The 12,645-nt window shown below is 61.2% G+C and carries 13 protein-coding genes; 11 read left to right on the top strand and 2 right to left on the bottom strand.

Annotation, left to right across the window (positions count from 1 at the left end):
• Positions 1-28: 28 nt before the first annotated feature.
• The 4 genes from ACFVYC_RS18225 (at position 29) to ACFVYC_RS18210 (ending at position 3,237) form a co-directional block, all read left to right on the top strand.
• Positions 29-1,102, top strand: a complete 1,074-nt coding sequence (locus ACFVYC_RS18225; protein ID WP_387552880.1) for an Ldh family oxidoreductase — start codon at positions 29-31, stop codon at positions 1,100-1,102.
• An 8-nt stretch (positions 1,103-1,110) separates the two neighbouring features.
• On the top strand, positions 1,111-1,320 hold the full coding sequence (locus ACFVYC_RS18220) for a hypothetical protein (RefSeq protein ID WP_387552878.1): 210 nt from the start codon (positions 1,111-1,113) through the stop codon (positions 1,318-1,320).
• Between the two features lie 72 nt (positions 1,321-1,392).
• Entirely contained in the window at positions 1,393-1,638 is a 246-nt protein-coding gene (locus tag ACFVYC_RS18215) for a hypothetical protein (RefSeq protein WP_387552876.1), read from the top strand.
• Between the two features lie 354 nt (positions 1,639-1,992).
• Entirely contained in the window at positions 1,993-3,237 is a 1,245-nt protein-coding gene (locus tag ACFVYC_RS18210; RefSeq protein WP_387552874.1) for a lactonase family protein, read from the top strand.
• Between the two features lie 353 nt (positions 3,238-3,590).
• Here the strand turns inward: ACFVYC_RS18210 and ACFVYC_RS18205 are convergent, their stop codons facing one another.
• A complete protein-coding gene (locus ACFVYC_RS18205) occupies positions 3,591-3,809 on the bottom strand; it encodes a hypothetical protein (protein WP_387552872.1) in 219 nt (72 codons plus the stop codon).
• A gap of 482 nt (positions 3,810-4,291) precedes the next feature.
• On the opposite strand from ACFVYC_RS18205, the gene ACFVYC_RS18200 reads away from it, so the two are divergent.
• The 3 genes from ACFVYC_RS18200 (at position 4,292) to ACFVYC_RS18190 (ending at position 6,572) form a co-directional block, all read left to right on the top strand.
• Positions 4,292-4,735, top strand: a complete 444-nt coding sequence (locus ACFVYC_RS18200) for a tyrosine-type recombinase/integrase (RefSeq protein ID WP_387552870.1) — start codon at positions 4,292-4,294, stop codon at positions 4,733-4,735.
• Positions 4,729-5,067, top strand: coding sequence for a helix-turn-helix transcriptional regulator (locus tag ACFVYC_RS18195; protein WP_217432637.1), 339 nt, complete (start codon positions 4,729-4,731; stop codon positions 5,065-5,067). The genes ACFVYC_RS18200 and ACFVYC_RS18195 overlap by 7 nt, the downstream gene beginning before the upstream one ends.
• A 257-nt stretch (positions 5,068-5,324) precedes the next feature.
• Positions 5,325-6,572 (top strand): recombinase XerD, encoded by a 1,248-nt coding sequence (locus tag ACFVYC_RS18190; RefSeq protein WP_387552867.1) that lies wholly within the window; start codon positions 5,325-5,327, stop codon positions 6,570-6,572.
• A gap of 586 nt (positions 6,573-7,158) precedes the next feature.
• Here the strand turns inward: ACFVYC_RS18190 and ACFVYC_RS18185 are convergent.
• Complete coding sequence (locus tag ACFVYC_RS18185; RefSeq protein ID WP_387552865.1) at positions 7,159-7,683, bottom strand: MarR family transcriptional regulator; 525 nt, start codon at positions 7,681-7,683, stop codon at positions 7,159-7,161.
• 480 nt (positions 7,684-8,163) lie between these two features.
• Here ACFVYC_RS18185 and ACFVYC_RS18180 point away from each other — a divergent pair, with 480 nt between their 5' ends.
• From ACFVYC_RS18180 to ACFVYC_RS18165, 4 genes are read left to right on the top strand one after another with little or no spacing between them, the layout of a single operon-like run.
• Positions 8,164-9,042 carry a transketolase gene (locus ACFVYC_RS18180; protein ID WP_387552863.1) on the top strand — a complete coding sequence of 293 codons (879 nt, stop codon included), beginning with the start codon at positions 8,164-8,166 and terminating at the stop codon, positions 9,040-9,042.
• Positions 9,042-10,007 (top strand): transketolase family protein, encoded by a 966-nt coding sequence (locus tag ACFVYC_RS18175; protein WP_387552861.1) that lies wholly within the window; start codon positions 9,042-9,044, stop codon positions 10,005-10,007. Before ACFVYC_RS18180 ends, ACFVYC_RS18175 begins: the two co-directional genes overlap by 1 nt.
• A 35-nt stretch (positions 10,008-10,042) precedes the next feature.
• Positions 10,043-11,113 (top strand): zinc-binding dehydrogenase, encoded by a 1,071-nt coding sequence (locus ACFVYC_RS18170; RefSeq protein WP_387552859.1) that lies wholly within the window; start codon positions 10,043-10,045, stop codon positions 11,111-11,113.
• Positions 11,110-12,645: a sugar ABC transporter ATP-binding protein gene (locus tag ACFVYC_RS18165; RefSeq protein WP_387552857.1), complete on the top strand. Its 1,536-nt coding sequence runs from the start codon at positions 11,110-11,112 to the stop codon at positions 12,643-12,645. Before ACFVYC_RS18170 ends, ACFVYC_RS18165 begins: the two co-directional genes overlap by 4 nt.

Genomic DNA, 12,645 nt, shown 5'->3' with positions numbered 1-12,645 from the left:
GACCCCAGTGCTCCACGAAAGGATTCCCATGCCAGCCGCCCCCGAAAAAGCTGTTCAGGATCGCGTCGTTCCTCAACAGCTCAGCGAACTCGCGACCTCCATCCTTGAGTCATATGGAGTCCCCGCAGCGGACGCTGCGCTTGTAGCCGACAGCCTGATTCAGGCCGACCTTTGGGGGCACCAGTCCCACGGTGTCCTGAGGCTGCCTTGGTACGTGGAAAGAATCCGTCAGGGTGCCATGACCGCCGTGGCCGCGCCGGAAACCCTTGTCGATACTGGAGCCATGCTGCTCCTGGACGGCCGCGACGGCATCGGCCAGGTGCTGACCGAACGGGCGCGTATCGAAGCTGTCTCCCGTGCGCGTCTTCACGGCGTCGGGGCGGTGGGCGTCCGGAACTCCAACCACTTCGGCACTGCCATGTACTTCACCCGGCGGGCCGCAGCAGACGGTTGCGTCTCCATGCTGACCACCAACGCTTCCCCTGCCATGGCGCCCTGGGGCGGACGTGAAAAAGTCATCGGCACCAATCCCTGGTCCATTGCAGCCCCCTACGGGGATACAGCCGTCGCCGTCGACATCGCCAACACGGCAGTTGCCCGCGGCAAGATCTATCTCGCCCGCCAACGCGGCGAAGCAATTCCGGACAGCTGGGCACTGACTCCCGAGGGCGACATGACCACCGATGCCGCCGAAGCAGTGCACGGCGTCATCCTTCCGATGGCAGGTCACAAGGGATACGCCATCGCCTTCATGATGGACATCCTCTCCGGCGTCCTGACCGGCAGTAAGTCCGGCAAGGGTGTCCACGGCCCCTACGAGGCGGATAAGCCCAGTGGCTGCGGTCACATGTTCCTGGCCATCGATGTCGAGACGCTCGGATCACCGCAGGAATTTCAGGACCGCGTGCGCGGTCTGATCGATGAGGTCAAGGCAACGCCCCTGGCCAAGAACGCAACAGACATTTTCTACCCGGGGGAGATCGAGGACCGCAACGCTGCACGCGTCCGCGAGGAAGGCGGCCTCATCCTGCCCGAACAGACCCTTGAAGACCTCCGCAAACTCGCCGGCGAGGCGGGCATTGACGCCTCCATCCTCCGGTAAGGACCACCATGACAGCCAAAACCAAGCAGGTAAAGCAGGACTGGAAAAAGCTGGAACCAGGTGACGAGGTGATTGTCATCGACGACCATGCCCATGAGACGCCAGGAATCGTCGACGCCAAAACCTTCAGCTCGGACGTCATCTGGGTCGTGGACCACAAAGGCGGTGGCCGGCGCGCTTTTGACCACAGAGAAGGCATCAAGATCCTGCGCACCTGATCTGCCGGACTACAGCTGCGGAGCGGCCGGCCAAGACACCGCCCGCCGCTGCACGGCCTTCGAAGCATTCCTGTGAAAACACCACCACTGACCGAAGGCAAACCGATGACCGACAGTGCCAGGCACTCCATCTCGCTTACCATCAGCCGCCGTTCTGAACTGGAACACCGGCTCGATCACGCCGTCACCAAACTGCTGGAATCAGCCCGCCAAGCCAACCAGGGCATTCTGGTGACCCGACTCAGTCCGGCATCATTCACAGTCTGCCTAAGCGACGACGTCCCCTACGGAACAACACTGGAAGACGTTACCTGGTAGGCAAGGCAGGGGTTCGCGAGGTTGTGCTGACGGATTGCCAGCAGCGGTCTTCCGCAATTTTCGCAGGCTCCAAACTGGAGCTGATAAACACGAATTCAGACGTCGCGAGGCCAACAGTGGCTGTCCCGCCGTCGCTTTCATAACGTCACCCTTCGGCCGCCAGAAATTCCAGGGCACACCAATCGGTAAAACACTTGCCTGTACACTGGATTGTATACATACTATTGATGTGTCCCAGCACACAGAAGCGAAGGGGCCGTCCACCCCAGCCGCATAGTCCCGCCAAAGCCCTACACGCTGGGCATAGACCATGGGGGCCGGAGCGGCCCAATACGCGATCCTAAGGAAGCAATGATGCTTGATAAGCAAGTTCGACGCCGCAGCATCCTCATGGGAGCCGCTGCAGCAGCCCTTACACCCACCCTGGCCGCCGCGGCACCGGCGTGGGCCGGAAATTCCAAGGGTGCAGCCCAGCTGGCATACGTTGGCTCCCGAACCACCGCCGCCCGGGATGCCCGCGGGGACGGAATCACCGTATGGTCAGTGCCCGGTGACGGATCGGCTTGGCAAAAGGTCCAGACCATCGTCGCTGATGACGGAACTGGCCGCCCCGGGATCCCCGCGAACCCTACCTTCCTAACTTTCTCCGCGGACCACCGGTACGCCTACTGCATCCACGGTGACCTCTCACTGGCCAGCTCCTTTGCAGTGGATCCCGCAACCGGAAAACTCACACACCTGAACACGGTCGACACCAGGCACCCCAACCCCGTCCATTTATCCATCTCACCCAACAGCCGCTGGCTCATCGTCGCCAACTTCGCCGTCCCAGGAGACCTGTGCTCCATCTCCATCAGGTCCGACGGAACATTAGGGGCCGTAGCATCCCGGCTGGCTCTACCCGGAGAGGCCGGCCGGACCCGAGGACTCCAGGAAGGACCCAACCCCCACCATGTGCCATGGGACCCAACAGGACGCTGGATTCTGGTACCCGATCGAGGCCAAGATGCCATCCATCGAGTGCAACTGGAAGCATCTTCAGGGCGGCTCGTACTCGGCGGCGCAACCCGCACCCGACCCGGCGACGGCCCCCGCCACCTGCTCTTCCACCCAGACGGAAGCCACGCGTACGTCATCAACGAGATCAGCTGCTCAGTCACAACCTATACCTGGGATGGCTCCACCGGCACGCTGACGCCCCTCCATGCTCTTAGGACCGTCCCACCAACTGACCTCCGCAACATGACCGGAGCCGAAATCGCCATTCACGATTCCGGCCGGCACCTCTACGCATCCAACCGCTCTGGAACCGGAGGAGCAGCCACAGCAGGACCCGGCGAGGACACTGTTACCGTCCTGTCCCTGGACGGAAAGGACCACCTGCCCGAGGTTTCGGACGTCTACTCCACCGGCGGCCTTCGACCCAGGTTCATCGGCACCGACATTGGCTCCAAGCACCTGTTTGCTGCCAACGAAATCAGCGACACCATACATGGATTCACCCTGACTCCATCAGGAAAAGTAACCCGCCAAAACGGCCTGGTCGCCAAAACCGGTTCGCCCGTCTGCATCCACTTCATCCCCGCGCCAACGACGTAACCGGAATCGTAAATCAGGTGGGGTAGGCGCCACGATTGGTGCCTACCCCACCTCGACCATTGATCATTTCCGTGAAGATCAGGGCCAATCCCCCATCAGCTTTAAGAGCCGATAACCGGTCTTATGTCAACCCGCACTCTGCGTATTGCATCAGATGAATCAATTGCCCGATCCCCCGGGTCCGCAAGGGAGTTCTCTTACTTCCTTGAGATTCCGCGGATTTGCGGGCTGGAGGCTTTGAGGTGCCGCTGCCCAGGTACTCCTGACGGCTGCAACTTCCAGCTTCGAAGGCAGCTGATACATGCCTCTGACCTGCGGTTTTGTGCTGATGATGCAATTAATGAATCATTGATTCAGGATTTGAGCACCAACTTCGACGGAACTGTGGGGCGAAAAGGGCGGTCGACGCGTCCGGGCGTGTGCTGCAGCTGAGCGCTGTTCAGCTGCTGCATCCCGAGGAACAGACGCTTGAGGACATGCTGACCGGATGGCGCAACCAGCAGCTCTCCAGGAACCTCCAGTTCGACACGATCGACAAGGGCATCGAGTGCGTCCGCCGGTTCGTGAACCATGTGAACGAGTTCCCGTGGAACTGGGCACCGGAGCATGTCGAGGAGTATTTCGGTGACCTCCGCTCGATCCACCAGCTGAAGCACTCCACTATCCGCGGCTACCAGTCCACGCTCCGCCGGTTCACGTCATACGTGTCGAACCCCGACTACGGCTGGGATCAGGTCTGCGAACAACGCTTCGGCACACACCCCTCCCAGGTCTTCTTTGACTGGAACACCGCCTCCCACGCGCAGGAGTACGAAGGACGGGCCTCCAAGCGGCCCTTCACCAAGATCGAACTGCAGATGCTGTTCGATCACGCCGACGACCAGGTCGAACTCATCGCCGCCTCAGGCAAGAAGGGCTGGCAGGCAGCCTACCGGGACACCGTCATGCTGAAAGTCGCCTACTCATACGGGCTCAGATTCAACGAACTCAGGCACCTGCAAACCATCGACTTTGCAACCAACCCCCAAGCACGAAGGTTCGGCAAGGAAGGCGTATGCAAGGTCCGGTTCGGCAAATCACGCAAGGGTTCCCCACACAAACCCCGCAGCGTCCTGACGGTCTTCGACTGGACCGCCGGCGTCATCGACGACTGGCTCGCCAACGGACGGGGCACGCTCGACACCCTGGACCTGTTCCCCAGCGAACGCGGCGGCCTGATGAATCCACCCTGCTGCGCCGGCTCCGGCGCTACCTCAATGAGCTGGGCCTGCCAATGGATGGCCTGGACCTGCACTCACTCCGGCGCTCCTACGCAACGCACCTGCTGGAGGACGGATGGGATTCTAGATTCGTGCAACATCAGATGGGCCACGAACACGCCTCCACCACCGGGATTTACCAGTTCGTCAGCGTTGACTTCCGCAACGCAACCCTCCGGGCAGCGCTGGACCGCCCCATGGATGAAGTCCTGCGCGTGCAGATGCGGGGTCAATGGTGAGGCGCGAAGTCGAATACAAGTGGCGGCTCTCTGAGCTCATGGCAGCACGGGGGCTTCATAACACCACCGACCTCATCCCTCTGCTGGCCGAGCGCGGCATCACCTTGTCCCGGCCACAGGTCTACCGTCTCGTCAACCAGAAACCCGAACGCGTCGCGCTGCAGGTCATTGCCGCAATCTGTGACATATTCTCCTGCGGACCAGAAGACCTCATCACCGTCACAGCCGCCGACGTCCGCGCGCGCAAAACCGGCACCAGCGCTCCCAACGTCGTGGACCTGAACCGCACCGTCAGACCGCGACGGGCACGCATCATCGACGATGACCACTGAGAAACCCCAAGGCCTCAGCCCCCGCAGCACCAGCCGGGGCCGGCCCCGCACCACCGGGACCGCGACGTGCACACGCTGCGGCCGGGCGGCCGGCCGAACACGCGCCACCTGGCCCGAAGGCCGAATCTGCGGCCCCTGCTTCACCACTGCCACGCGCACCTACCGGATCTGCCCCGGCTGCGGTCGGCATCGACTGCTGCCCGGGCCGCCCGCGAACGCCGGAGGTCCCCGCTGCGCACCATGTGCCGGCATCCTCCATGACTTCCACTGCAGCCGCTGCGATACGGAAGGCGAGTTCTACCGGCGCGGCATCTGCGCCCGCTGCGCGCTGCGGGACGACCTCAACGAGCTACTGCTCACACCCTGCCGACCCGGAGACTGCCGGGAAAATCGTTGATGTCCTCTGCAAGGCAGACCGGCCCGAGAGCATCATCACCTGGAAGCGCTCCCCCAAAGTCCAAGCCCTCCTGACATCTCTATCGTGCTGGGAAACTCCCTTGACGCACGAAGGCTTCGACGCCGCAGCTGAGTCGGCGGAACGACCGGCCAATCACCTGCGTGCCCTGTTCATCCATCACGGGCTTCTCCCCTACCAGGACCCGCACCTGGCCCGGTTCGAGACCTGGATTGAGAACAAGCTCCGAGACTTGCCCGAGGAGATTGCCAAACCCGTCAGCCAGTTCGCCACCTGGCATCACCTCCGCCGCATCCGGTCCATGACAACGCCCGAGAAGAGCGCCCAAGCCCCGGTGCACTCGGCCAAACAGGAGATCACCGAAACCATCAAGTTTCTGGACTGGCTTTGGGAAACCCACCAGCGGACTGCGGCGAGCTGCACCCAGCAAGACATCGAAACCTGGCTCGCGACCGGTCCGACGACCAGGAAAGCCATCCGCACCTTTATTGTTTTCATCAACAACACAGGCACAAACCACCGGGTGGAGATGGGTCACTACACCGCCAAAACGCGTCCAACCATCACTCAGGACCAACGCGTGGCATGGCTGCGGGAACTGCTCACCGGCACCAGTGAATCCCTGCCCTACCGAGTCGCCGGCATCCTGCTGCTTCTCTTCGCCCAACCGCTCGTGCGGGTAGCCAAACTCCGTGCCGACGCCATGGAAAACAGCGGAACAGGCTCGAACACGAGGATCAGCATCGGCACCCATCCGGTGCCCGTGCCCCAGCCCTTCGCAGAACTACTTCACGAGCACCTCGCGAGCCGTCCGAACCTCAGAACCGGAGCGGGCACTCAAAGCCCGTGGCTCTTCCCGGGAACCCTCGCCGGCCAGCCACTTCACCCAAACACCATCATGGACAGGCTCCGCGGCCTGGGCATCGACCTGCGCGGCGCACGAAACAGTGCCCTGGACGAACACCTCTTAGTCTCACCGCCGCCACTAGTCGCCGACGCCCTCGGCTACAGCCACCAAATCGCATTCCTCCACGCCGACGCAGCAGGCGACGCCTGGTCCCGCTACGTCAACCTGCGGACAAACCCGTGAACAATTGGTTCTCCCGTCGGATTAGGCGCGGCTGTTCGAGTAAATCCGGACAGACGAGGCCGTGGTTGCTCAGTGGGCTTCAGCTCCAGCTTTTCCGCTTTCCGATGAAGTAGCCGCAAATCATCACGACAACGCCACTAATCACGATGACATATGCCCAGACGTTGTTCGATTCAGACTGAAAAGCCAGCATCGTGCCCAAGAGGGCATTCACTGCCCCCAGGCAGAGTAGGGCTATTCCAATCCCTCGAGGCGTCGTGCGGCCATCCTAGAGTCTTCTCGATGGGAACAGCTAGAAATTCCTGTCCGCTCACCCTTTTGGTTTCACTTGTCGCGTCTGGAGTCGGAGTCCGGTACAGGAATACGCATGACTTTAATCCGCAGGGGTGCCAGTAATTGCTTTCGAAAGATGCCCAGGCAACGTCTGGATAATTGGACAAAATAGAGTTGCTTATTCATCTAAGGGGGTCCGCCTGAGTGGATAGTTGCCGCCCGGCTTGTGGACCGGTGGAAACGACGCTAGGAACCGCAAATTGGAGCGTGGGACAGGACAGGTCCCGGATACGGTCGTTATCCATACTGCAATTCAGATGTGCGCCTCGTTCTCGAGCGTCTGCAACTCTCGGGCTTTTTCGAGCATGCGTCGCAGTAAGCGATTGAGCTCATCGACCTCGTTGTGGGTGAGATCAGCCAAGATGATCTCCTGTCCACGCATTGAGATGGGCAGCATAGCGTCGTGCATATCAGCGCCAGCTTGGGTCAGGTACATCGGCCGTGAGCCCCGTGGCCCATCGACCAGCAGCAACAGGTCGCGTTCGAGCAAGGTATTGACACTCTTAGACACGACGGCCTTGTTGAGACCAAGAAAGTCAGTAACCTCGGTTGCTGACGCACCGGGGCGGCTTGCCAGTGCCGAGATAATGCGCCAATCGTTTGTACCCAGCCGGAAGTGCCGGCGCAGTTCATGCGACTCTCGCCAGACGAGAGCGTTGGAGAGCAGCGCCAGAAGTCTTGGTGTGAAGTTCTCCGGATCAATCGACCCGGCCAGCGGATCCGTGACAGCTTCAGGTGGAGTCAGCAAACTCGGCCGGTCATGATTGTCGATGGTCATGCTCCTCTTTCTGATTGCGGGAGCCCACGCCGCGTTGGTTCGTGTGCGATCCGAAGCCACCAAGGGATCGAGCATGCCCAGTTGTCGCCCATGCCCTTGACGTCGCAGACGCACTGCGCAACCGGCCGGCATGCTCGTTGGCGGACCAGGCACCCTCTGGACACACCGCGGGTTGGACAAACGAGCGATTTCGGAAGCAACCTCGCGGCAGCGTTCCATGGGGACCAGCTGTGGTTTGCCTCATGCAAGCTCCCGATCTTGATTCCTGTCGCGAGATTCCATTCTCACCCCGCTCGGCGTCGCGTGCCGACAAGCAACAAAAGAAGTTTACGAAGAAACTTGTTTACATGTAAACAGGTGGCTGTTAGTCTCGTCACATCGAGGCCGGAATTGCGGCCTTTCTGACCACGAGTGAGTCGATGAAGACGCCACGACAAGGCGACAGATCGGCATCCGTGTCATTCAACGAGGAGGCATGAGATGGGCGAATTAGCCCTGCAGTCGGGCCAGCGCCCGCACACCGTTAGGGAGTTGGAGGACCTCGCTTTCGAGCTGAGGTCCAAGCTTTTGCATCTGTGCGGAACATACGAGGGGGCCGTTCACATCGGAGGCGATCTTTCCGCCGCGGACATTTTCACTGTCCTTTACCACTACGGACTCCACGTGGATCCGACAGACATAGCCAACCCTGAGCGGGACCGCTTCGTACTGAGCAAGGGCCACGCCGCCGTCTGCATGTATATAGCGATGGCAATGCGCGGATTCTTTTCATACGACGGAATCGTGGAGTCGTATGGCCAGCTCGACTCCGCATACGGGATGCACCCCTGCAAGGTGCAGCTGCCGGGCGTGGAGTGCTCGACCGGATCACTTGGACATGGGCTCCCCCTGGCAGTTGGGATGGCGATGAGCGCCCGCGGCCGTGGTGAATCACACCGAGTATTTTGTCTCCTTGGTGACGGCGAAACAGGTGAAGGATCCGTTTGGGAAGCAGCTATGGCTGCCCGCAGCAACGAACTCGGCAATCTGGTCGCGTTCGTGGACCGCAACCGTCAACTGATGACGAGTTTCGCGGAGGAACGGGTGGTCTTTGAGCCATACCCGGACAAGTGGGCAGCGTTCGGCTGGAACGTCGTCAATATTGATGGCCACAACATGGCCCAGCTTGTCGACGCGCTCGATGCCCTGCCCGCTAGCGACAGCAACCGGCCCACCGTGATCATTTGCGAGACGGTCAAAGGAAAGGGCGTCGACTTTATGGAACGCAACCTTGCCTGGCACGCCGGCTCCCTGGGCGCCGCAGACCTGGACCGTGCATTCGCAGCCCTTGAAGCATCCCGCGAGAAGGAGTCAGTCTGATGCCCGCCACATTCACCTTTGGAGAAATGCTCTCCGCACGTTCGGTAATCGGAACGACCCTTGCTGATCTCGGCGACGAGTACAACAACTTGTGGGTGCTCACACCCGACATCGGGGCGACGCTGGTTGAGTTCCGGGACAAGTTCCCCGAACGCTTCCTGGACGTGGGTCTCGCCGAACAGGCCTGCGTCGGAATCGCGGCGGGACTCGCATACGACGGAAACATCCCAGTCGTGTCGGGCATGCTCCCGTTCCTCAGCATGCGCGCCCTGGAGCAAGTCCGCAGTGACGTCTGCTATCCAAACCTCCCCGTGAAGATTATCGGCACACACGGCGGGCTGGTCGGCAACGGCGGCTCAACCCACTATGCAGTAGAGGACCTCGCACTCATGTGCGCCCTGACGAACATGACCGTCACATCCATCGGCGACCCGCTTATGGTCGGCGAAATCATCCGCCAATCGATGACCATGCAAGGGCCGATCTACATCCGGCTAGCCGTGGGCAAAAAGGACAAGGTGCTCTACGAGCCCGGGCAGCACGACGTGCGCATCGGCAAGGGAATTGTCGCCCGTGAAGGCACCGACGCCACCATATTCACCCACGGCACAGTTGTCTCGCAGGCTTTGGACGCAGCGGAAGAACTGGCCAAGGACGGCCGGTCAGTCCGCGTCGTTGACATGTTTACTCTCAAACCCATCGACGAGGAACTCATCGTGCGCTGTGCCGCAGAGACCGACGGCAGGTTCGTCATCGTCGAGGATCACCTCGCCTACGGCGGTCTCGCTTCAAGGGTTGCTGACGTAGTCGCAGACCGAAACATCCATCTCGCAGCCTTCGAACGGCTCGGAATCCCGCAGGTATATGCCGGCTTCGGTGACGACGAGGAGCTACGCAATAAGCACGGCTATGGGCTTGAGGCCACGATCGCCGCCACGCGTCGCGTCATCGCAGCACAGCCCTAATCCACCCACCCGTCACGCGCTCAACGGAGAGACGAATGAGAACAGTAGCTGTCACTAAAATCGGGAGCCTCCGCAACCCTGACGAGCATGCCCGCGGCCGTATCGGCCTGGTCGACTTCCCGGAACCGACACTGGGACCGGAGGATGTTCGGATCCGCGTCGCCTATTCCGCCATTTGCGGCTCAGACCCCCATCTTGCGGAGGGATTCTTCGGCACCGATGTCCCGATTGGCCTCGGCCATGAGCTTTCGGGCGTGGTCGAAGCCCTGGGGAGTACGGCGCATCGCAACGGCTTGAAGGTCGGCGACAGGGTCGCAGGGAACTTCCTACGATTCTGCGGTACGTGTACGCCTTGCCGCGGCGGCCAGCAGCAGTTCTGCGAGCACATTCAGGAATACAACCGTCCCGGCATGGCCGAGACAGTGACATGGCATGAATCGCAGGTCTACAAGTTGCCCGACCATGTTTCCCTGCTGAAAGGTTGCTTGCTTGAGCCGACCTCCGTTGCAGTGCGGATTGCCGATAAGACCCATATCAAGGTAGGCGACCGCGTGGTCATATGTGGCGGCGGCCCCATCGGGCAACTGGCTTTGCAAGTGTTGAAGATGAGCGGGGCAACATCGTTGACCCTCATTGAACCGATCGCAGAGCGCCGTGAGGCGGCGCTCCGCCGCGGTGCCGACGTCGTAATCGATCCCACTAGTGAAGACCAAAATCTCCGCGCAAAGGAAATTACTGCTGGGAGCGGGTTCGACGTGGTGATTGACGCATCCGGATCGACCCGCGCCGTTCGCGGCCTGCTCGACATCGCCGCCAAAGGAGCAACCGTCGTCTACGGGGCGATGTATCCGCACGACTTCGAGATGCCTCTCAACCTTTCGGATTACCTCTACCTCAAGGAACTAACCCTCACCGGCGTTTTCGTCTCGCCCTACGCATTCCCGCGGGCACTGCAAATCCTGCCGTATCTCGAGGTGGACGAACTAACCGAGATGGTGTTCGACCTCGAAGACGCAGAGGCAGCCTTCGCCACACACGTGAGCGGGGCACACCCCAAGGTGGTCATCCGGTGCAACCGTATCGACGACGGAGGACAGGTGGCATGACCATCCTTAATACGCCCCCGACCGAAACAGCCTTGCTGGAACCCGCGGCTGCCCTGGAAGCACGCGATATCGTCAAACGCTTCGACGGTGTCCACGCTCTCAACGGAGCCCGGCTCTCCGTACGACCCGGCGAGATCCACGCGCTGCTCGGCGAAAATGGTGCGGGCAAGTCAACGCTGATCAAGATCCTGACCGGCTTGTACTCGCCTGACTCCGGGCAAATCCTCCGCAACGGTGAACAACTCGAGTTCGCAAACGTCCGGGACGCGCACAAAGTGGGCGTCGTGGCGCTCTACCAGGAGCTCTCAATAGTTCCGACGATCAGCGTGGCCGAGAACATCCTGCTCGGCGAGCAGACTCCCAGCCGTGGAGGCCTGGTGAACTGGAATGCCCTGCGCACACGTGCCAAGGAGCAGCTCGACCGGCTGAATCAGCGCATCCCTTTGGGCAAGCTCGCGGGACGCCTCTCCCCCGTGCAGCAGACGATGGTCGCCGTTGCCCGTGCGCTGGCCACGGACGCCCGCGTACTGATCCTCGACGAACCAACAGCTGCCCTCACCGACCTCGAAATCACCGACCTATTCGCGGTACTGCGGGCGCTCCGTGACGAAGGAGTCGCAATCATCTACGTTTCACATCGCCTTGAGGAGGTCTTTGAGCTCTGCGACCGCCTCACCGTGATGCGCAACGGCGAAACCATCATCACCAAGCCTGTCGTTGAAACCACAGTGAACGAGGTCATTTCCACCATGGTCGGCGGTCCGGCCGGCGAACTCTTCCCAGAGCGCAGCACTGCGACCAACAAGGTCGTCCTCAATGTCGGAAGCCTGAACGGGCGCCGGGTGAAGGACGTCTCTTTCCAGGCGCACGCCGGAGAGGTACTCGGCATCGGCGGTTTGGCCGGCTCCGGTCGCAGCGAGCTGCTGCGTCTTCTCGCCGGCGCACAAAAGCACACGTCAGGAACGATCACAGTCGCCGACCAGCTCCTGCCCCACGCTACCGGTGTCGGGCGGGCTTTGGAGGCCGGTATAGCACTCGTCCCTGAGGAGCGACGCAGCCAAGGCGTGATCCTGAGCGCTCCAATCCAGGACAACATTGCGATCGCCAACCTCAAGGCCGTGAGCTCGCTGGGTTGGGTGTCCGGTAAGAGCATCTCGAATCTCGCCCAGCAAGGACTCACCGATCTGAGGATCAAGGCTCGCGGTCCAGGGCAAGCCGTCGGTCAACTCTCCGGCGGCAACCAGCAGAAGGTAGTGCTCGCCAAGATGCTCGCCCGCAAACCCAAAGTGCTTCTGATGGACGAGCCCACCCGCGGCATCGACGTAGGCACCAAGGCCGAAATTTACCGCCTTATCCGCGAACTGGCCGCCGGCGGCACCACAGTCGTGGCCGTCAGCTCAGAACTGCCCGAACTCATCGGAATGTCCGACCGAATCATCATCATGCACGAAGGACGAATTTCCGGCGAAGTTCAGGCCGACATTGCCGACGACGAACTGCTCCTCTCCTACTGCTACGGAAGGGTCGACTGA

The sequence above is a fragment of the Pseudarthrobacter sp. NPDC058329 genome (assembly GCF_042879835.1).
GTDB lineage: Bacteria > Actinomycetota > Actinomycetes > Actinomycetales > Micrococcaceae > Arthrobacter.
This window is presented reverse-complemented; position numbering and strand designations above follow the sequence as displayed.